Genomic DNA, 19,068 nt, shown 5'->3' with positions numbered 1-19,068 from the left:
TTACCCCCAGAACCCGAATAATTTATGATAAATATAACTTAATATACGGATTTAATCAAGGGCATTTTGTTCGCCGATCATGCGGACAGCGTATACTTGATCACAAAATCCTCTCAGTCCGTTATATATTCTTTGTACCTTCGATTCATATTGAATCAAGCCAAATACTGTAGGGCCGCTTCCACTCATTAAAACAGCGTCAGCACCGAAACGCTTCATCTGTCTTTTGATCATATCTACTTCTGGGTACATCTTTAATGTCACAGACTCTAGAACGTTGCCGAGTGAGCCGCACATCTCTTTATAATCTTTCGCTTCAATCGCTTCAATCATACGCTTTACATTCGGGTGTTCTACTTTGCTTGCGTCATATTGTCTATAGACTTCAGCTGTAGATACCCCAATCACCGGCTTCGCTAAAATCACCCAGCAATGCGGCGGTGTCGCAATATGCTTCAGCTTTTCTCCACGTCCTGTCGCTAGTGCTGTGCCTCCGTGTACACAAAAGGACACATCTGAGCCGATCTCCGCTCCAAGCTCAGCTAGTTCATCTAACGTGAGGTTCAACTTCCACAAACGATTTAAGCCGCGAAGAGCTGCTGCCGCATCACTGCTGCCTCCAGCTAAACCTGCTGCGACTGGAATTGTTTTCGTGATGACAATGGATACACCTTTTTGAATACCGAACCTTGTTTTGAGCAATTTAGCCGCCTGATAAGCCAAATTACGCTGATCATCTGGCACGAATCGATTATGAGATGATACACGGATTTCATCCTTGTCCAGCTCCGTCAGCTCTAGTCGATCTGCAAGGTCTATTGTTGTCATCACCATCTCCACTTCGTGATATCCATCCGGTCTTTTTCCATGAACATCAAGTGAGAGATTAATTTTTGCCGGTGCTTTTTCTAAAATACGCAAACATTTCACCTACTTCTCCATCTAAACATAAGTATCAATATTGTATCACATTTGATGGATCTGATGAATATAGGCTTTTACGCCGAGCACACTGACTTTTCATCAAAAAAAGCCAGAGACACCCGAGGTATCCCTGACCGTTTTTCTATCGTTGATTCTCATCCTGAGCCATGTGCTGTTGAGCTAATTCAATGGCACGTTTGACCATATTACCTGCGTCACGCGCACGAATCTCTCCCCAGCCTCCATTTTTGACGGTATCATAAAATCCAAGATCCTTCGCCAGCTCGTATTTGAACTCATCTGACATAATACCTCGGCGTCTACCCAAACGAAACAGCCCCTTTAGTCGAGAATTCGAATCAGTGCCACTGCTTGTGTGGCTTTCTTATTTTGTATCGAATCCTTTCTTTTACCCCTTTCAAAAAATGGACAGACTCCCATTCAGAAAAAAAGGCAAAACAAAAAGCAGTAAACAAGAAGTTCACTGCCCATTAATAGGCGACTGAGCTAGCGGTATCATCGAACGTTAATTCGACCGTCTCAGTCAGTATATCTGCATAACTATAAGAAACTCTTTCAAACGAATTCTCATCTTGATCTAATTGAATCACAAATACAGAAGGGTACGTTTCAGCTAAAATGCCCGAACGCTCAATTGTTTTACGGCGGCCCCCGTTAGCCTTTAACGTCAAACGTTTACCTAAGTTACCATCAAGCGATCTTTTGATGTCGGACAAAGTCTTCGCCATTGCATCCACCTCACTGAGATAATTATACAACAACGGCTCGTTTTTGTCAAATAAAAATTAAATTATATCAACGAACACGAGCCATTGTCAACAAAATAATTTTGACAAACTTCTACCTTTTCTTCTCCCTATTTTTCTCAAATTCCGGTGAATTATGTATCCTTTTGCAATTTCTTTTTGAACATAAAAAAAACCAGACTGAAATCAGTCGGGTTATGTCGATTCATGGTCTCTTTTATATGGCATACCTACCCTTAGAACGCCCTTCGTCTCGATGCCTCCGAGGCCTTTTTCTCTTGTTAATGTATTTCGGAGCACATCCCACACGTTGATTCGATCTACAAATGGAGTGAAGCTGATCTTCGCAACGATATAGACGGGGTCGAGCGCATGGATATTCACACGGGAAGGCGAGCTCGCAAAATTGGCACCTGCTTGGATCAATGATTCGAAATGAGATTGACAGGCACCTGCAAAGATCACAAGCTGATCTAAATGAGGAATTTTCCGTCTTGCTTTTTGAACCGTTTCAACGAAATGACGAGAATGGCGATAGGCACCGATATCATGTACGCCGCCCTTTTGCTTGGAATACGCATCATGTCCTGTGATGACCAAAATATCAGGTCGATATTGATCAATTAACGAGTCAATCATGCTTGGCATTTTCTTCTCATGGCAATGTACACCATACACAGGTACACCAATTCGTTCATATACATCTAAGCATTTCTTTAAGTATGAAGCATCTCCATCTAAATGAAGGACCTTTCCAGGCATGTGAAAATACTGCTCTTGATGCTGATATTGTCCTGACGTATGATACTCTTGTTTTTCCCGCAGCAGCTGATAATCCTGTCTTAGTAAGTCGAGCGATTCATTGATTTTTCGTTCGTCATTTTTCTCTCTAGTCAGCTGTTCCTCTTTTTGAACCTTGACGAGATCTGACAACTTGGCATCAGCAATCAACCTCACTTCATTCCCATGCAATATGGCGGTGGCTTCGTGCTGATCGGTCTCATCAATTCGAATGATTCGAAACAAAATATCCATTTGATAGGATGCCCTTGTCACCATATCTCCTATTTGAAATTGCATGCTTTTCACTCCACAATCAGGCTCATATCCTGTTGGTATCGTCTTGCACTAAATATGTTCGTCTTTCATATGTGCTGTTCTTTCTAGCCTATGCCCGAACAAGCGAAGTGGTGAAAAACAAAAAAAGCCCTTAAAACAGGGCTTTTTGTAAAACATTCGACAAACGGGCAAATTCCTCAATGGATAATGACTCGCCGCGGCGCTTTCCATCAATGTCTGCTGTTTGAAGTGCTTCTTCAATGATCTCTTTATGTTGCTTTCCATCAGGTAAGTTGTTCATGAGGTTATTCATCAATGTTTTCCGGCGCTGACCAAAGCTCGCACGAATCAATTGAAAGAAAAATTCATCATTTTCTACTGAAACAGCAGGCGTTTCACGAACGGTCAACTTGATCACAGCCGAATCGACATTTGGCTGTGGAACGAAAACCGTTTTAGGCACAACCATCACTGTTTTCGCTTCTGTATAGTATTGAACTGCGATAGAAAGCGAATTGTATTCCTTTGATGAAGGAATAGCGGCCATACGATCTGCTACTTCTTTTTGCAGCATGACCACAATCCCTTTCAATGGAAGGTTTTCTTCAAGCAGCTTCATAATAATCGGTGTCGTCACGTAATATGGAAGGTTGGCGACCACCATCAATTCTTTACAATCAGCAAAATTTTCCTCGATGACTTTTCCCACATCTGCCTTTAATATATCTTGATGAATGATCGTGACATTATCATATGGAGAAAGCGTATCGTTTAAAATAGGCAATAAACGCTGATCGATTTCAAAAGCGGTGACCTTCTTTGCACGCTTAGCGAGCTGCTCGGTCAATGCACCGATACCAGGCCCAATCTCAATCACGCCAGTCTCATCTGTCACCTCTGCGTGATCGACAATGCGATCGAGTATATTTGTATCAATTAAAAAGTTCTGCCCCAAGCTCTTTTTAAAAGAGAAACCGTATTTCTTCAGTATTTCCTTCGTTCTGATGGGTGTCGCTATATCTTTATTCATCGGCTTCCTCCTGCATGACGGCCTTTAAGGCCGCAATAAAATCATGTTTGGTTATTTGGAACATGTGAAGGCGCTTATGCAGCTGCTTCGCATTGGTATATCCTATATTTAAAAGCACACCTAGTCTTTCGCGGCGACGTTTCGATGATTCGCCTCCGATAAGGCCTGCGTCAAATAAGTCATCTAATGTAATATCACTTTCCGTTACTTCCATTTCCTCATGGACATGGGCAAGGCATTCCCGAATACTGTCCAAAGAAGCATGCTCGACACCAATTCCTTTGTCTCGCTTCGCCTTCGCAAGATGTTTTGGCAAAAATGCGTGCTTACAGCCAGGAACCGCTTCTGCGATGGTTTTCCGGATCTTCTCCCCAGGGAAATCAGGATCAGTTAAAATAATGACCCCTCTCGTCTCCTGAGCAAGACGCACTTGTTGAATAACTGTATCGCCAATGGCTGATCCGTTTGTTTCGATCGTATCTGCATCAACTGCCATCTTCACTCTCGCAGTGTCGTCACGACCTTCCACCACAATGATTTCTTTGATTTTCATGTATTCCTCCGCTTGCAAAAACAATAAACAATTTTTGGTTAAAAAACGAAACCTTTTATGCTGTTTTTGCGTCTAATTAATTAGAAAACAGTGCTTCTATTATAACCAAAAAAACAGAGGGTGCGCAAAGCCCTCTGTTCATATAAATGATTTGATGTGTTTATTTGAGTACTCTAATTTTCACTCGTTTATTTCCCCATTGATAAGCTGCCGACTTATTTGGGACGAACACATCGATTTTATTCCCTTTTATAGCAGATCCAGTGTCTGATGCAACGGCATATCCATAGCCTTCCACATACACTTTAGAGCCAAGCGGAATGACACTCGGATCTACTGCTATAACCTTTGCACCCGGATTTGCTTTTAAATCAAAGCCTGTTGACGTTCTGCCCGTACATCCAGCACAGCTCGCTGTATAGGCTGTCGACGCCACATAAAATTCTTTTCCAGACGATTCATTGCTTCTTGAAACGGCAGGTGTCGCTTTAGGCTCTTTATTGGACACTTGTGTACCAATAGCCACTAAACGATCCTTGCTATCTTTTTCAGTCACTTCTTTAATCAATTCTTTAGACACCACTTTGCCGTTTTCTTTCACAATGGCATAGTGCTTCTTCAATTTACCTTCTTCACCTTTTTTAAGCACCTTCTCTTTTCCTTTTTCAAGAGAACGATCCTTTTTATGTTTGGTATCAAAAGCAATTTTCTCTTCCACTACATCGGTGACTTTTTCCACCCGAGTGATCTTTATATCTGCGCTCTTTTTAGAAAGGTTACTATGTAACGCAGGCTTGATCTTATCGTGCTTCTTGAGCCTCAGCTCTTGTTGCTTTAAAAAGTCAGCGACCGTAGTCGAAGTGGTCCACACCTTTTTATCTTTTCCTCCATCATTTACGCTGACCTGGAAGGCCTGCTGAACCACAAGATTCATATCCTTTTTAATCTTGTCATTCTTTCCTGGAGTTACTTGATCGTGCTTCCCAATATCTATCTTCTCATTCTTCAATAATGCTCCAACCGTCTGATCTGTTGTCCATATCGTTTTCTCTTTCCCATCTAGGGTCAGATGAACCGGTATAGCCGCATCATACACAATGTTCATGTTGTCTTCAATTTTTGTATTTAGACTTGGAGAGATATGATCCTCCGCCCTGGTCTTTATTCCAAGGTCTGAAAGCAGCTGTGCTACTGTCTCTTCATGTGTACGAATTGTCTTCTCTTTACCATTGATTGAAATGGTAATAGACTGCTTAGTGAGCTCATGCGCACCGTAAGCCGTCCCAGTTCCAGCTAAAAGCAAGCAAACAACTAGTAATAAAACCTTGCCTTTTCCTAGCTTAACAGAAAACAGATTTTTCATTTTTTGTACGATGAAAAACGCCTCCTTCTCCTCGGAGAGATTATATAGAGTATCTCAAAACCTGTCAACCCTTCCTCCCACTGTACAAAAATGCTCGATTGTAACCCTATTATGGGAGATTGATGGAAGGAAGGGAAGAAAGACTTATCGACAACTTATCCTATGAGGAGGCGCAAACGTGTAGAACATTTTCGTTATGTTTCACAATTGGACAAGCTTAAACAAGGATTGACATCATATACTGTCAGTTTATACCGAAAACTTTTTTCGCATTTTTTGTGGTCAATTCAGCAAGCTCTTCAAAGCTTGTTTCTCGTAACTCCGCGATCTGTTCTGCGATATATTTCACATAACTTGGCTCGTTACGTTTCCCTCTAAATGGCGCTGGCGTTAAGTAAGGGCAGTCTGTTTCAATTAAAAGCCGGTCACTTGGTATGTCCTTGACAACTTCCTTCGGTTTTTTGGCATTTTTAAATGTCACGGGTCCACCGAATGAAATATAAAAGTTCATATCCATACACGCTTTTGCGATTTCTAGGCTGCCAGTAAAGCAATGCATAATCCCTCCAACATCAGCCGCTCCCTCTTCCTTTAAGATCGTCACGACATCTTCCGTTGCGTCACGATTATGAATAATGATTGGAAGATTCACTTCCTTCGCAAGAGCAATTTGACGTCTAAAGACTTCCTTTTGTACATCTTTTGGCGACTTGTCCCAATAGTAATCCAGACCCATTTCTCCAATCGCAACGACTTTTTCATGTTGAGATAATTCTTTGATCCACAGCAAATCCTCATCTGTCATATCAATGGCATCGACTGGATGCCAGCCAATGGCTGCATAGATGAAATCATACTCTTCAATTAATTCCATTGCTCTCGTAATTGTCGGGCGGTCAAACCCTACCACCACGATTTTTTCGACTTTTTCACTTTTCGCTCTTTCGATCACCTGCTCTAAGTCTTCATTATATTGTTCAGCATTTAAATGGGCATGTGTATCAAATAACATCGTTGATTGCTCCTTTCGACAATTCTTCTAAAAAACAAAAGGTGTTCGACGAAATGTTACACGTGGAACACCTTTTGTTGATTTATAAAATTTTTGTTCCATTTGCTAGAGATCGGTCTACTTCAAGAACCTGCAATTTCCCATCAGTTTCTCCAGTTAAAATCATTCCCTGGGAAATTTCCCCTCTGAGTTTGACTGGTGTGAGATTCGCTACGCAAACGAGCTTTTTCCCCACTAATTCCTCAGGTTGATAATGCTTGGCAATCCCTGAAACAATTTGTCTTTTTTCAAATCCAAAATCAAGCTGAAGCTTTAAGAGACGATCCGCTTTTTTCACTGGGGCTGCTTCCAGTACCTGTGCTACTCGAAGATCAACTTTTGAGAAATCATCGAATGCAATTTCTGCTCCAAGCTCAGGTAATTCCGTTTCTTCTATTTCTACTTTCTCTTCTTCCTTTGGTGCACTTCCCTGCATTTTCTCTTTAATATACGCTACTTCTTCTTCAACCTCTAAACGAGGGAACAAAGGCTCTCCTTTTTGTACCGTCGCTTGTTGAATGGCACCAAAAGATAGAATGCTATCCCAGCTTTTAAGCTTCTCTTCTTCAATGCCAAGCTGGAAGAAGATTTTCTCAGGTGTTTTCGTTAGGAATGGCGTTAAGAGCACCGCTGTGATGCGCAGTGATTCTGCTAAATGATACATGACAGAATGCAGCTCTTTTCGTTTTGTTTCATCCTTTGCCAACACCCATGGAGCTGTCTGGTCAATATATTTATTGGTTCTGCTGATTAATGTCCAAACATTTGAAAGAGCCACCGAGAATTCAAGGTTTTCCATCGCTTCTTCATAGGCTTTGACTGTTTGCTCAGCTACCGCTTTAAGTTCCTCATCAAACTCATTAACTGGACCCTTATAGCTGCTTAATGTCCCGTCAAAATATTTTTGTACCATCGCAACTGTACGGTTAAGCAAGTTACCTAAATCATTGGCAAGGTCATAGTTTACACGTTCCACGAATCCTTCTGGTGTAAACACACCATCCGCACCAAATGGTACTTCACGAAGGAGGTAATAACGAAGGGCATCAAGGCCATAACGATCAATTAATGTGACGGGATCTACTACGTTCCCTTTTGATTTAGACATCTTCCCATCTTTCATCAGCAGCCAGCCGTGTGCGAAAATTTGTTTCGGTAGCGGCAGATCTAGTGCCATCAGCATAATTGGCCAATAAATCGTATGGAAGCGTACAATTTCTTTCCCTACGAGATGCACGTTAGCAGGCCAATATTTTTTATATTTTTCATCCTGATCAGTTCCGTAGCCAATCGCAGTTAAATAGTTGAATAACGCATCAATCCATACATAGATGACGTGTTTTGGATTGTTAGGAACTTTAATTCCCCAATCAAAGGTTGTTCTTGATACAGCCAAATCCTCTAAACCTGGTTTAATGAAGTTATTGATCATTTCATTTTTTCTTGATTCAGGCTGAATGAACGTTGGATTCTTCTCATAATAGTCTAGTAAACGATCCGCGTACTTACTCATACGGAAGAAATATGATTCCTCTTTTATTAATTCGACAGGATGTCCGCTGTCAGGGCTTTTCCCGCCAATGACTTCTCCTTTTTCATTCCGCTCAACATCCACAAGCTGTGTTTCCGTATAGAAAGTCTCATCAGGAATACTGTACCAGCCTTCATATTGATCTAAATAAATATCACCTTGATCAAGCAGCTTTTGAAACACTTGCTCAATGATTTTCGTATGTCTTTTTTCTGTTGTACGGATGAAATCATCATTCGAAATGTCGAGTTTCTTCCATAATGATTGAATGTCTGCTACGACCGGATCTAAATACTCGATCGGTGTAATATTTTGTTCTTCAGCTTTTTGCTGAATTTTTTGTCCGTGCTCATCTGTACCCGTTAAATACATCACATCATAGCCTTGAAGACGTTTATAACGAGCCATAGCATCCCCTGCTACTGTCGTATAAGCATGTCCAATATGTAATTTTCCGCTCGGATAGTAAATAGGTGTTGTCAGATAAAACGTTTTTTTCTTTTCCGGCATGTCGGAACCTCCTGCGTGTGTGTAAATGTCAAAAACTCCCGCCCAATGGACGAGAGCGGTTATCATCATTACATGAAAATGTGTTAGATCAATTCATTAAATTTTGCACTTGTGCTTTCTCTATGATACCATCTTAGCCTTTAAGATCAAGCATATATACATAGAACAAGATGAAATGATCGAAAAAGATGAGTTTTTCGAAAAAAACGACAAACCTGTCGACATTTTGTCGAATATTGTCGTATGAAATCTATTTCCAGATTTACAATTGTCTAATTTAGGGCAAAAGTCTTGTTAATCTGAACTCGTCATTTCTCATATTTTCATAGAAAAAACCCGAGAAATCCTTATAAATCAATAGTTTCAAGGTCTTTTGACTTTAAGAGTCATATTTTACAAACAATAGTAAACAAAATGATTGACGATTTATGGAAACCTTGTTATGCTATGAATGTAAGGAATTTGTCGAATAATGACGAAGATAATATTATATTAAGAATAAGAACTCTTTGGGAGGAGAATGAAGATGAAATCTACAGGTATTGTACGTAAAGTTGACGAATTAGGACGCGTGGTGATTCCAATCGAACTTCGCCGTACTCTAGGAATCGCTGAAAAAGACGCTTTGGAAATTTATGTTGATGATGAAAAAATTATCCTAAAAAAATATAAACCAAACATGACTTGCCAAGTTACAGGTGAAGTATCAGACGATAACCTTAAACTTGCTAATGGTAAATTAGTTCTTAGCCGTGAAGGTGCAGAGCAAATTATTAACGAAATCCAAAACCAACTTCAATCACAAAAATAAGTTTGATATAAAAAAGGTTCTTGCACCGTTTGCAAGAACCTTTCTTTATTGTTCAATATGATAGGCATCGTATATCATGCGCTTTGGTACACCACGTTCGACGGCTGTAAGTTTAATGGCTTCCTTCGACGTTAATCCTTCTTCTATGTAATGGATCACGTGTTCCTTTTCAGATAAGGACTTCCACCAGACATCTTCATTTAGCTCTTCTTCATCTTGATCATTACCTTGTACGACAAGACAGAATTCACCCCGGATTTGATGCTCTGCGGACCATGTCAGCACAGACTCTAAATCTCCACGAATAAACTCTTCAAATTTTTTCGTTAGTTCTCTCGTAATGGCGATATTCCGGTTGCCCCACACTTCCTTCATCAAAGTCAGCGTTTCTTTTAATCGATGGGGCGCTTCATAGAAAATGATTGTTTCTTGACGCTTCTTCAAAGCTTCGAGCTGTTTTTTCTTTTCCTTTTTTTGTCGGTCAAGAAAACCATAAAAGAAAAATGGCTGAGGTGTAATCCCTGATGCAATGAGTGCTGTAAGTGCAGCATTTGCTCCAGGTAACGGAACGACATAGCCGCCGATATTAGTAAAGTCTCGAACCACTTCAGCACCTGGATCTGAGATCGTCGGTAAACCAGCATCGCTCACGAGAGCGATGTTTTTTCCTTCTTTTAACCATTCGATTAACTTGTGGCCGCTGCTGTCTTTGTTATGCTCATGATAACTCGTTAATGGCGTATCAATTTCATAGACATGACAAAGTTTTTTCGTTTGTCTTGTATCTTCTGCGGCAATATAGTCTACATCTTTTAATGTTTGTATGGCTCGAAACGTCATATCTTCTAAATTGCCAATTGGGGTTGGGACGAGATATAGAATGCCCATATCTGATTGACCATCAAAGCTTTTCTGTGTTTTCATGTGCCGCCTCCTTTTCTATTCGCTTTTCTTCTATATAAAGGTCTTTCTTTTTCCGCGTCCACGTTTTAAAACGATATTCTTGCTGCATGGCTTCTCTTTTGGTTGCAAAACATTCATGATAATACAGCTCAACCGGCCGTCTTGCTCTTGTATACTTTGCTCCCTTTCCACTATTGTGGGTCGTCAGTCTTTTTTGCAAATCATTTGTATAACCTGCATATAGGCTGCCGTCTGCACATTTCAATACATAGAAGTAATGATTATGCTTCTCCATACAGTATCGTCCTGATTTCTTCTGTATACTCTTGATCATCTCCATAAACAAAAAGAGGCGGGAGGATTTTCAGATCTGGTTTTCCATCTTTTATACCTTCTACTAAGATGGTATTGGCTTCTTTCCCCTGTTTGGGATAAACAAATTGAATTCGTTTTGGCTCAATTCGGTATTTCTTCATCAATTCCACAATCTCAAGCAGCCGTCCCGGTCGATGAACCATCGCCAGTTTACCTCCTTGCTTCAGCAGCGTGGAAGAAACACGAATGACATCTTCTAATGTACAATGGATTTCATGCCGGGCAATTGCCAAGTATTCATTTTCATTGATTTCTTCCTTAGAAGGTGTCTTAAAATATGGCGGATTACATGTGATGACATCTACTTTGTGGTTGCCGTAGCGTGCTGGCATATCATTCAAATCACCATGAATCAATTCAATCTGCTTTTCAAGTTGATTATACGCCACGCTTCTTTTTGCCATATCAAACAGCCGTTCTTGAATTTCGACCCCAGTAATGGAGGCCTTAGATCGAGTCGAAAGCAGCAATGGCACAATGCCATTTCCCGTACAAAGATCAATGATCTCTCCTTTTTGGATTGGCACATACGCAAATTTCGCTAATAATACTGCGTCCAATGAAAAGGCGAAAACCGTTTTACTTTGAATAATCTTCATATCTTCGGCGAGCAAGTAATCTAATCGTTCATCTTCTCTTAACGAAACCATGATGTATCCTTTCTTTTCCTGTGAAAAAGGCTTCCGATTCAGCGGAAGCCTTTTCTCATTTTTTATTTAAAAATGACAGACAGAACAAACAGTCTCCCTCTTTACGAATGCTCCCATAATGTACATTACAAATATGGAAGCCCTCCTGATATAACCGAGCCAGGTTATCATGACCTTCTCCTATATCAGAATGACCTGGCTTCTGAGCAGAATCATTCTCTGTCTCAGACGATTTGTCCCGATCAGACTGATCCAGACGTTCACGCAAGTGCTGATTCTCCATCTGCAGCTGATGATTTTCTTCAATCACTTCACCGATATGATTTTTCAAATCACCTAACTGGCGATAAAGAGAACCGATTTGTTCTTCTAAATTGATCACCGTATCAAATAGTTCCTTTTTATCCAAGGTGGCACACCTCGTTACTCAGTTGTTTGTGCAGATACAACGCCTTCTTGTAATAATTCTTCCCACGTATATTCTATCACTTTTTCTTGCCCGGTTAATTCAACTTGCAAAATTCGTTCTAAAATGTTGAGCCCTACTACCTTTGCAGAGCCACTAGATGTCTGAATCGTTTCACCGATATCGGGCAATTGTTCTTTCGCTGTTTCATACTCATCATTCTCATATTTCAAGCAGCACATCAAACGGCCGCAAAGCCCTGAAATTTTTGTAGGATTTAGCGACAGGTTTTGGTCTTTTGCCATCTTAATGGATACTGGTTCAAAGTCTCCTAAGAATGTCGAACAGCAAAGCATTCGCCCGCAAGGACCTATGCCGCCCAGCATTTTTGCCTCGTCTCTTACACCAATCTGGCGAAGTTCAATTCTCGTCTTGAAAATTGAAGCAAGATCTTTCACTAGCTCGCGGAAATCTACTCTGCCATCCGCTGTGAAGTAGAAGATGACCTTGTTTCGGTCAAATGTAAATTCAACATCGACCAGCTTCATTTCTAGCCCGTGTTCACTTACCTTCTGAAGACATGTATCAAAGGCTGTCATCGCTGCTTCTTTGTTTTCCTCAACGATGAGCCGGTCTCGTTCGTCTGCTACACGAATCACCTTACGCAGAGGAAGAACGACATCGTGTTCATCTACTTTTTTATTAGCGATGACCACTTGTCCGTACTCAACTCCTCTGACCGTCTCTACAATGACACAACTATCATTTTCTATATGAAATCCATTAGGATCGAAATAATAGATTTTGCCCGCTTTTTTAAAACGAACACCAATTACGTTGTACAAACTTATCCCTCCTGCAACATCAACACCAATTGCTCCATCAGCCCTTGGGCATTCACGTTGGATTGAAGTCTCTTTTTCGCTTCTAATACAGCAAGGATCTGGTTCGTCACCATCTGCTGTGTGGAATGCAGCGCGTGCTGCTTCATTGTCTGGAATAAGTCTTGATAAATGACTTTATCTTCATTTCCTATTTGAATCGACAATACATCACGATATATAAATAAAAGCATATCCAGACCTGTTTCTTGAAGGTCTTTCTCTTTGAAAAAAGGCATCCATTGATCTTGTATATAAAAAAATGCATGTTCTTTTCGCTGGTGTAAGACTTCATACAATTTTATCACTTTCGCTCTAGACTCTGCAAACTGATCATTTCGACTTAATTCGAGTGCTTCTGCTAAATTATTGGTTAAATTCGACAAAAGCCTTGCAAGATGCTGAGATACGCCTTCTTGTAATAGCTGCTGCTCCAAGGATTGCGGCTGCAGCGGCTGAAAGCTAAGCATCTGACATCTTGAAATAATCGTATCCAGCATTTTATGCGATTGCTCAGTGATTAAAATTGCCATCGTTTCCCGGTTAGGCTCCTCTAGGAACTTCAATAAACTGTTCGCGGCATTGACCGTCATTTTGTCCGCATGAAGAATGATATACATTTTTCGGTGAGATTCCACACCTGCTTTTGTAAATTCCTCTTGCAATGCCTGCACTTGCGCTTTCTTAATCGATTGACCATCAGGCTGCACGAGATGTAAATCGGGATGGTTTCCTGACTCAATCCTTTTGCAGTTTTGGCAGGATTCACATGGTTTCACTCCTGCTTTCAAGCAAAAAAAGCTCTTAGCCAAAAGCATCGCAGCATCCAGCTTTCCCGTCCCTTTTTTTCCTTCAAATAAGTAGGCATGCGCAAGTCGGTCTTTATCAATACTATTAAAAATCAGCCGCATGACGCGCGGCTGCAAATCATTCATGTCATCCCAGCTAATTGCCATGTTATCACTCTCTATGTGTAAAGGTTAATCAATAAACCTTTTATTTCTCCAATACGTTCAAGCAAATCAATAGAAGGTTTCTCTTGGTCCATCATATCCTCTGTTAATTCAATCAGCTTTTCATCTAATGCTTTGACTAAAGCGAGTGTACGCGTGTTGCCATAAATGTCAAAGCTCCTTGATGTTTCTATATTGAATCCATTATCGACTGTCTCTTTTACAAAGCGCTTCACAAGCCCTTTAAACCTAGCCAAGTCCTTTAGGTTTCGTGACTTTGTCAGCTTTTTACCGAACACTTCGATATCACTCAGCATGACCGTCAGCTGCTCTAAGCGCATTTTGCCGCTTTGCGTCTCCATCGATGCTTTAAAGGAGGCAGATGTTTGGCTTCCTTTAATGCCTTGGAGTTCACGCTTTTCTAAAAGCAGCCGCATATCTTGATTAATTTTCACAGCAACCCATCCTTAGAATTGATGAAATTGTTCAACTGGCAGAATAAAGACAGTAGCTCCACCAACTTCAACCTCAACAGGGTATGGTACATATGAATCTGCGTTACCACCCATTGGAGATACAGGTGCAATCATTTGATCACGTTTGCGGCAATTTTCTTTTATAAGCTGTAATGCTTTATCCACTCGGACATCATCACAACCAATAATAAAAGTCGTATTCCCAGACTTTAAAAACCCACCAGTTGAAGCTAATTTTGTCACGCCGAAATGATGTTCAGTCAATATTTTCAACAACTTGCTGCTATCTTGGTCCTGTACAACGGCAACAATTAATTTCATTTGATTGGCCTCCTTTGTTTTAGGCACAGGTGACATGCCGATGTCTTCCTCTATATTATAACAACGATTGGGAATGAGGTCATATTTGATTTTTCTTTAATGTGTCCTGAATCACCCGAAGTACTTCTTCATAGACATCCTGTATCGGCTGAGACGCATCTACTACACGGAATCGTTCTGGCGATTGCGCAATAAGCAGTTCATAGCCTTCTCTGACCAACTGGTGGAAATTCAGCGTCTCCATGTCTAATCTGTTTTTTTCTCTTCCTTGATTGGCGTGAATTCGTTTTAACCCTTCTTCAGGTGTAATGGAAAAATAAATGGTCATTTGCGGCATCGTACCATCAATAGCAAAGTCGTTAATTGATCTGACTTGGTCAATTCCAAGCCCTCTCGCATAGCCTTGATAAGCGAGAGAGCTATCAACAAAACGATCACATAAGACTGTGTCTCCGCGCTGCAATGCCGGTTCTACCTTTTCAGCCAAATGCTGCCTTCTCGCTGCTGCATACAGCAATGCCTCTGTTTTCGCATCCATTTTCGTGTTTTTTTCATTTAAAATGACTTCACGAATCTGCTCAGCAATCTCAATGCCTCCCGGCTCACGTGTCGCCATGACTGCATATCCTTGACGTTCCATTTCTTCGTACACTTTTCGAATCACTGTCGTTTTTCCGGCGCCCTCTGGCCCTTCAAACGTAATAAACATACCGCTCATAGTGTCTCCTCTTCTATATAAACATATAATTTTCTCTGATGAATGACCTGACTTGCTTGAACATGAACCTGATGTCCAAGCAAACGGCTTAACGCCTCAATTTGATCTATCTCAATACGCTCTCCCTTAATCATCAAAGGAATACCAGGCGGATAGGGAATAATTGATTCTGCACTCATCCGGCCTGCTGCATGTTCAAATGGGACAGCCTCTATGTCTTGATTTTGCTCATCAGTCTCAATAGATAACGTCTCATTTTGGATATGTTTTTTTCCTTTGATCAATGAATCACTTTGCTTAAGAGCCTGCTCGATCCGCTTGAAAGGAACGTCCTTCCTCTGTTCTAAGCTAAGAATAAGTAAAACCTGATGTTCGTCCGCAAGCTCTGGATGAACATCCTCTGATTCAAGCACCCGTTTTAGTTCGTAACCAGTCAGTCCTTTTGTTGATCGAATGACGCATTTTAATGGATCGGAAAGCAGCGAGTCAGGCTCAACCACTTCAAGATGAGTCAGACGGTTGAACTGATCTTTCAGCTCTGTCAGTTCTTTCATGATTACATCCAATGTCCCTTTTCCTTTGATCTCCTCGACATAAGCCCTCGCCACATCTAATGAGGCCATAATTGGATAAGACGGCGAACTGCTTTGAAGCATCGTGAGCAATGTTTTCAATCGCTTCGCATCGATTCGGTCCCCTTGAAGATGAAGATAGGAACCCATCGTCATTGCCGGAAGGGTTTTATGTGCTGATTGTACCACCACGTCCGCTCCATAGGAAAGAGCAGATGGAGGAAATGCGCCGCCTAATACAAAATGCGCGCCATGAGCCTCATCAACCAAAACAACCACACCTGCTTCATGACACATGTGAATCAGCTTTGATAAATCAGCTGCATGTCCATAGTAGTTCGGATAAGTCAAAACGATTGCTCGGCAATTAGGATGTCTTGCTATGGCTTTTCTGACTGTATCATCCGTCACATGTGTTGGAACATGCAAGTGTGGGTCTATCTCAGCGTCTACCAGAATAGACGTTGCCCCTGCAAGCTCGATCGCATGGAAGACAGACTTATGGCAATTACGCTGGACAAAAATCTCGTCTCCCGTGCGGCATGCCGCCATCACCATCGCCAAATTTCCGACTGTTGTGCCATTTACAAGGAAAAAGCTTTGATCTGAACCATATAGCTTAGTCAATAAATTTTCTGCCTCTTGAATCACACCAGTCGGGTGATGGAGGTCATCTAGACCTTCAAGCTCCGTCACATCCAGCTGAAGGATTGAAGCATAGTGGGACCGTGCCTCATCAAAAAAGACATCTCCATTGTGATGTCCTGGAACGTGAAAAGAATAAGGCTTCTTTTCCGCATGCTGTGCTAATGTTGTATATAAAGGTGTTCTCAAACAAATCGACCCTTTTCACTTTAACGATATCTTAAGTCTATTATAACGTTCAAACAAGTGAACCGAAAGATGGTTTCTCATTCCTTTATTGGATTCGCCAGCTGCTGCTCTGCCTCATACATACTGCTTTTCAATTGAGCCCGCTCTTGGCTTCCATGCTCTTTCACCTGTAACGTTTCCTGTAATGTTTCAGCTAATTGACGTTGGACCTTTTTCAACGTATCTATAGGAGCAAAAGATGCCTCTTCAAGAAGCTGTCCCTGCTGCTTTGATACATTTTCATATGTTTTTTGGATTCGGTTCTCAAGAGCTGAATTGGCCCGCTGCTGAATATGCGTTAACGCAATCGACATTTGGTTGATCCATAGTGGAATAGACGCAGAAACAGTTGATTGAATATGATTGGCCAAAGTATGATTCGTATGCTGGATCATCCGAATTTGAGCATTACATTGCAATGCAATTTGCCGGCTTAACAGCAAATCATACTTTCGTTCCTTTAGTCTCTCCACATACTCTTCTTCATTGACTTCTTGACTCATCAATTGCTCCTCTATTGTCCGGTCAACAGAAAGTTGCGTTTCTGAAATAGGCCGCTGCTCTAACGTTGTCATTTTCGCTTCAACTGCTGCGACCTGCAGCGTCATCTCTTGAAAATAAGTTTGATTTTCTTCAAATAAACGCTCTAATAACATATGGTCCGAGATTAATACGCCTCTTGCATAACGAAGTCTTGCTGACAATCTCTCGATCTGTGATTTTGCATGTTGAAAACGCGATATGATCTCCTGAGTAGATCGTTTATCCCGTTGAAACCATTTTAAAAAAATGCCCTGTTTCTTTGGCAGTAAATCCTCAGGCTCCACTACATGCAGCTGCTGCAAAAAGGTCTCAAGCACGTCTCCTATTTGATCAATATCTTTTTTCTCAACATATTTCATCATCTGTTGTGATTGTTCCAATAGTCGTTCCTGCACACGTGTACCATAGAAAAGCAGTTTTTGCGGATTGTCAGGGATCTGCTTAGCACGCTGCACGGCTTCTTTTTTCTCCTCATCAGATAAGGTATCAAACACCCGAAACTGAAGATCTGTAGTGGAGGCAGGTGATGGTGTGGCGTGATCTTCCGGTTTCATCGAGTTTGGCTCCTTTCATCTATTTCTTCATCATTTTATCTGCTACTTCAAGCTCAATATGAAGAGCTTCTATGTCTCTTCCTAAAACTTGCTGCAAATCATTGGTCAATTGCTTTTGCAGCTCTGTCAATGTCACTCGGGTTTGGCTCAATGTCATTTCCAGCTCATGACTACGATTAGGCTGATTATACAATAGTGCATATTTCTCAGTTAGTTCAACGACAGAATCCAAGCTTTCGAAATAAAAGCGCTGTGCATCATAAAATCGATTTGGCTCTTTTTTTGTTATTGTATAGATTCGTCGTGCAAGCCGAAGAACTTCATAATTATGTTTGATCGTTTGTACGTTTTTCACAGCAAATAAAGCTTTTTTTAAACGCACGAGCTTTTGCCCTGCTTCTTTTAAATGCTGTTTGATATATACATAATCACTACGAGACAGTCCGTGTTTCTTTAAAAACAATTGGAAAGCAGCCCATCTGCCCCCTGCAAACATCACACCCCACCCAATCATCGCATACAGTATCGATAATCCAGCATGATGATGGAAAACCCCTATACTGACGGTTAAAATCACAACCGAAAAAAAAGTAGAGAGGATGGCCCATATAAATGTATAAAAAATTGATTTCATGTTCATCGACTCCTATGAATAATCAGGCTCTCTGTTTATCTTATTATGAATTACGGATGATGTCCAAACTAAGTTCCAAAAAACAAGACCAATCCTTTATAGCTCATAAAAAAAGACCATCTAGTGGTCTATGAATACAAAGGCGGCGTATGAAGATTTTTAAGCTTTCTCACATAATCGGAATAGCTAGGATCCGAGGTCGATGTAGAAATTAACTTTCGCTCACAGTCTCGGCACAAAAACTGATGATATAAATAAATTCCCTTTGTCTTTTTCTCTTCACAAATCAAACAAATCGCTTCTCGCTCTTTTTTGCTCATTGTGACACCTCCACTTATAGCTTCAGTATGCCCTAGCGCTTTCAATTGTATACAAAATTAAGAATGTTTTAGATGGTAGTTTAGTATATGTATCCATGTCAGATCGGGTGTTTGTTCCTTTTCTTAAAAAACAAAAAAGACCAGTTCCGTATGGAACTGATCCTTAGAAAGGCTTGGCGGCGTCCTACTCTCACAGGGGGAAACCCCCAACTACCATCGGCGCTGAAGAGCTTAACTTCCGTGTTCGGTATGGGAACGGGTGTGACCTCTTCGCTATCGCCACCAAACCT

General features: G+C 41.0%; 23 protein-coding genes and 1 rRNA gene. 1 reads left to right on the top strand and 23 read right to left on the bottom strand.

Translation table 11 applies throughout. From position 1 onward, the window contains the following. Positions 1-51: 51 nt before the first annotated feature. From ispE to metG, 9 genes are all read right to left on the bottom strand, one after another. Complete coding sequence (gene ispE / locus ACP7A0_RS18070) at positions 52-921, bottom strand: 4-(cytidine 5'-diphospho)-2-C-methyl-D-erythritol kinase (protein ID WP_060595352.1); 870 nt, start codon at positions 919-921, stop codon at positions 52-54. A gap of 145 nt (positions 922-1,066) precedes the next feature. Continuing rightward, on the bottom strand, positions 1,067-1,252 hold the full coding sequence (locus ACP7A0_RS18065; RefSeq protein WP_012008653.1) for a small, acid-soluble spore protein, alpha/beta type: 186 nt from the start codon (positions 1,250-1,252) through the stop codon (positions 1,067-1,069). 163 nt (positions 1,253-1,415) lie between these two features. After that, the gene (veg, locus tag ACP7A0_RS18060; RefSeq protein WP_003217979.1) at positions 1,416-1,673 is read right to left on the bottom strand and encodes a biofilm formation stimulator Veg; all 258 of its coding nucleotides are present in this window, start codon (positions 1,671-1,673) and stop codon (positions 1,416-1,418) included. A 213-nt stretch (positions 1,674-1,886) separates the two neighbouring features. After that, positions 1,887-2,771: a sporulation peptidase YabG gene (gene yabG / locus ACP7A0_RS18055; RefSeq protein ID WP_034665700.1), complete on the bottom strand. Its 885-nt coding sequence runs from the start codon at positions 2,769-2,771 to the stop codon at positions 1,887-1,889. Between the two features lie 130 nt (positions 2,772-2,901). Beyond that, positions 2,902-3,780, bottom strand: coding sequence for a 16S rRNA (adenine(1518)-N(6)/adenine(1519)-N(6))-dimethyltransferase RsmA (gene rsmA, locus ACP7A0_RS18050; RefSeq protein WP_426005935.1), 879 nt, complete (start codon positions 3,778-3,780; stop codon positions 2,902-2,904). Continuing rightward, positions 3,773-4,333: a ribonuclease M5 gene (rnmV, locus tag ACP7A0_RS18045; protein WP_375566734.1), complete on the bottom strand. Its 561-nt coding sequence runs from the start codon at positions 4,331-4,333 to the stop codon at positions 3,773-3,775. Before rnmV ends, rsmA begins: the two co-directional genes overlap by 8 nt. Before the next feature lie 160 nt (positions 4,334-4,493). Continuing rightward, the gene (locus ACP7A0_RS18040; RefSeq protein ID WP_034665691.1) at positions 4,494-5,696 is read right to left on the bottom strand and encodes a G5 and 3D domain-containing protein; all 1,203 of its coding nucleotides are present in this window, start codon (positions 5,694-5,696) and stop codon (positions 4,494-4,496) included. Positions 5,697-5,940: 244 nt separating this feature from the next. After that, positions 5,941-6,708 carry a TatD family hydrolase gene (locus tag ACP7A0_RS18035; protein ID WP_034665688.1) on the bottom strand — a complete coding sequence of 256 codons (768 nt, stop codon included), beginning with the start codon at positions 6,706-6,708 and terminating at the stop codon, positions 5,941-5,943. Positions 6,709-6,790: 82 nt separating this feature from the next. Next, a complete protein-coding gene (metG, locus tag ACP7A0_RS18030) occupies positions 6,791-8,788 on the bottom strand; it encodes a methionine--tRNA ligase (RefSeq protein WP_034665685.1) in 1,998 nt (665 codons plus the stop codon). Between the two features lie 520 nt (positions 8,789-9,308). On the opposite strand from metG, the gene ACP7A0_RS18025 reads away from it, so the two are divergent. Beyond that, complete coding sequence (locus tag ACP7A0_RS18025; protein ID WP_087975202.1) at positions 9,309-9,599, top strand: AbrB/MazE/SpoVT family DNA-binding domain-containing protein; 291 nt, start codon at positions 9,309-9,311, stop codon at positions 9,597-9,599. Between the two features lie 45 nt (positions 9,600-9,644). Here ACP7A0_RS18025 and rsmI read toward each other — a convergent pair whose 3' ends face one another. From rsmI to rrf, 14 genes are all read right to left on the bottom strand, one after another. Next, entirely contained in the window at positions 9,645-10,523 is an 879-nt protein-coding gene (rsmI, locus tag ACP7A0_RS18020; RefSeq protein ID WP_426005931.1) for a 16S rRNA (cytidine(1402)-2'-O)-methyltransferase, read from the bottom strand. Next, a complete protein-coding gene (locus ACP7A0_RS18015) occupies positions 10,501-10,797 on the bottom strand; it encodes a GIY-YIG nuclease family protein (protein WP_106031938.1) in 297 nt (98 codons plus the stop codon). The genes rsmI and ACP7A0_RS18015 overlap by 23 nt, the downstream gene beginning before the upstream one ends. Beyond that, the gene (locus tag ACP7A0_RS18010; protein WP_044140390.1) at positions 10,784-11,527 is read right to left on the bottom strand and encodes a tRNA1(Val) (adenine(37)-N6)-methyltransferase; all 744 of its coding nucleotides are present in this window, start codon (positions 11,525-11,527) and stop codon (positions 10,784-10,786) included. Before ACP7A0_RS18010 ends, ACP7A0_RS18015 begins: the two co-directional genes overlap by 14 nt. 55 nt (positions 11,528-11,582) lie before the next feature. Beyond that, positions 11,583-11,936 (bottom strand): DNA replication initiation control protein YabA, encoded by a 354-nt coding sequence (yabA, locus tag ACP7A0_RS18005; RefSeq protein WP_003217957.1) that lies wholly within the window; start codon positions 11,934-11,936, stop codon positions 11,583-11,585. 14 nt (positions 11,937-11,950) lie between these two features. Further along, on the bottom strand, positions 11,951-12,778 hold the full coding sequence (locus ACP7A0_RS18000; RefSeq protein ID WP_012008643.1) for a PSP1 domain-containing protein: 828 nt from the start codon (positions 12,776-12,778) through the stop codon (positions 11,951-11,953). Positions 12,779-12,780: 2 nt separating this feature from the next. Continuing rightward, on the bottom strand, positions 12,781-13,770 hold the full coding sequence (gene holB, locus ACP7A0_RS17995) for a DNA polymerase III subunit delta' (protein ID WP_106037503.1): 990 nt from the start codon (positions 13,768-13,770) through the stop codon (positions 12,781-12,783). Positions 13,771-13,781: 11 nt separating this feature from the next. Next, positions 13,782-14,222 carry a YaaR family protein gene (locus ACP7A0_RS17990; RefSeq protein ID WP_034665673.1) on the bottom strand — a complete coding sequence of 147 codons (441 nt, stop codon included), beginning with the start codon at positions 14,220-14,222 and terminating at the stop codon, positions 13,782-13,784. Positions 14,223-14,234: 12 nt separating this feature from the next. Further along, positions 14,235-14,564, bottom strand: a complete 330-nt coding sequence (locus ACP7A0_RS17985) for a cyclic-di-AMP receptor (protein WP_024425625.1) — start codon at positions 14,562-14,564, stop codon at positions 14,235-14,237. A 79-nt stretch (positions 14,565-14,643) separates the two neighbouring features. Then, the gene (tmk, locus tag ACP7A0_RS17980; RefSeq protein WP_034665671.1) at positions 14,644-15,282 is read right to left on the bottom strand and encodes a dTMP kinase; all 639 of its coding nucleotides are present in this window, start codon (positions 15,280-15,282) and stop codon (positions 14,644-14,646) included. Further along, a complete protein-coding gene (locus tag ACP7A0_RS17975; RefSeq protein ID WP_426005927.1) occupies positions 15,279-16,688 on the bottom strand; it encodes an aminotransferase class I/II-fold pyridoxal phosphate-dependent enzyme in 1,410 nt (469 codons plus the stop codon). The genes tmk and ACP7A0_RS17975 overlap by 4 nt, the downstream gene beginning before the upstream one ends. Before the next feature lie 77 nt (positions 16,689-16,765). Continuing rightward, positions 16,766-17,824, bottom strand: coding sequence for a toxic anion resistance protein (locus ACP7A0_RS17970; protein WP_106061955.1), 1,059 nt, complete (start codon positions 17,822-17,824; stop codon positions 16,766-16,768). A 19-nt stretch (positions 17,825-17,843) separates the two neighbouring features. Further along, on the bottom strand, positions 17,844-18,458 hold the full coding sequence (locus ACP7A0_RS17965) for a 5-bromo-4-chloroindolyl phosphate hydrolysis family protein (RefSeq protein ID WP_095286193.1): 615 nt from the start codon (positions 18,456-18,458) through the stop codon (positions 17,844-17,846). A gap of 128 nt (positions 18,459-18,586) precedes the next feature. Continuing rightward, the gene (locus tag ACP7A0_RS17960) at positions 18,587-18,778 is read right to left on the bottom strand and encodes a sigma factor G inhibitor Gin (RefSeq protein ID WP_003217973.1); all 192 of its coding nucleotides are present in this window, start codon (positions 18,776-18,778) and stop codon (positions 18,587-18,589) included. Positions 18,779-18,949: 171 nt separating this feature from the next. After that, positions 18,950-19,065: ribosomal RNA gene (gene rrf, locus ACP7A0_RS17955) — 5S ribosomal RNA — on the bottom strand. Between the last annotated feature and the right edge of the window lie 3 nt (positions 19,066-19,068).

It is taken from the genome of Bacillus sp. DWP3-1 (genome assembly GCF_049896565.1).
Lineage (GTDB): Bacteria > Bacillota > Bacilli > Bacillales > Bacillaceae > Bacillus.
Note: the sequence above shows the minus strand (reverse complement) of the source record. Positions and strands in the feature narration are given on the sequence as shown.

Bases quoted from the DNA above. Each gene is read 5' to 3' on its own strand.
- ACP7A0_RS17970 (WP_106061955.1), bottom strand. From the start codon at position 17,824: ATGAAACCGGAAGATCACGCCACACCATCACCTGCCTCCACTACAGAT.
- ACP7A0_RS18010 (WP_044140390.1), bottom strand. From the start codon at position 11,527: ATGGTTTCGTTAAGAGAAGATGAACGATTAGATTACTTGCTCGCCGAA.
- ACP7A0_RS18040 (WP_034665691.1), bottom strand. From the start codon at position 5,696: ATGAAAAATCTGTTTTCTGTTAAGCTAGGAAAAGGCAAGGTTTTATTA.
- holB (WP_106037503.1), bottom strand. From the start codon at position 13,770: ATGGCAATTAGCTGGGATGACATGAATGATTTGCAGCCGCGCGTCATG.
- rsmA (WP_426005935.1), bottom strand. From the start codon at position 3,780: ATGAATAAAGATATAGCGACACCCATCAGAACGAAGGAAATACTGAAG.
- rnmV (WP_375566734.1), bottom strand. From the start codon at position 4,333: ATGAAAATCAAAGAAATCATTGTGGTGGAAGGTCGTGACGACACTGCG.
- ACP7A0_RS17960 (WP_003217973.1), bottom strand. From the start codon at position 18,778: ATGAGCAAAAAAGAGCGAGAAGCGATTTGTTTGATTTGTGAAGAGAAA.
- ACP7A0_RS18015 (WP_106031938.1), bottom strand. From the start codon at position 10,797: ATGGAGAAGCATAATCATTACTTCTATGTATTGAAATGTGCAGACGGC.
- ACP7A0_RS17965 (WP_095286193.1), bottom strand. From the start codon at position 18,458: ATGAAATCAATTTTTTATACATTTATATGGGCCATCCTCTCTACTTTT.
- veg (WP_003217979.1), bottom strand. From the start codon at position 1,673: ATGGCGAAGACTTTGTCCGACATCAAAAGATCGCTTGATGGTAACTTA.
- ACP7A0_RS17985 (WP_024425625.1), bottom strand. From the start codon at position 14,564: ATGAAATTAATTGTTGCCGTTGTACAGGACCAAGATAGCAGCAAGTTG.
- ACP7A0_RS18035 (WP_034665688.1), bottom strand. From the start codon at position 6,708: ATGTTATTTGATACACATGCCCATTTAAATGCTGAACAATATAATGAA.
- rsmI (WP_426005931.1), bottom strand. From the start codon at position 10,523: ATGAAAACACAGAAAAGCTTTGATGGTCAATCAGATATGGGCATTCTA.
- tmk (WP_034665671.1), bottom strand. From the start codon at position 15,282: ATGAGCGGTATGTTTATTACGTTTGAAGGGCCAGAGGGCGCCGGAAAA.
- metG (WP_034665685.1), bottom strand. From the start codon at position 8,788: ATGCCGGAAAAGAAAAAAACGTTTTATCTGACAACACCTATTTACTAT.
- ACP7A0_RS18025 (WP_087975202.1), top strand. From the start codon at position 9,309: ATGAAGATGAAATCTACAGGTATTGTACGTAAAGTTGACGAATTAGGA.
- yabG (WP_034665700.1), bottom strand. From the start codon at position 2,771: ATGCAATTTCAAATAGGAGATATGGTGACAAGGGCATCCTATCAAATG.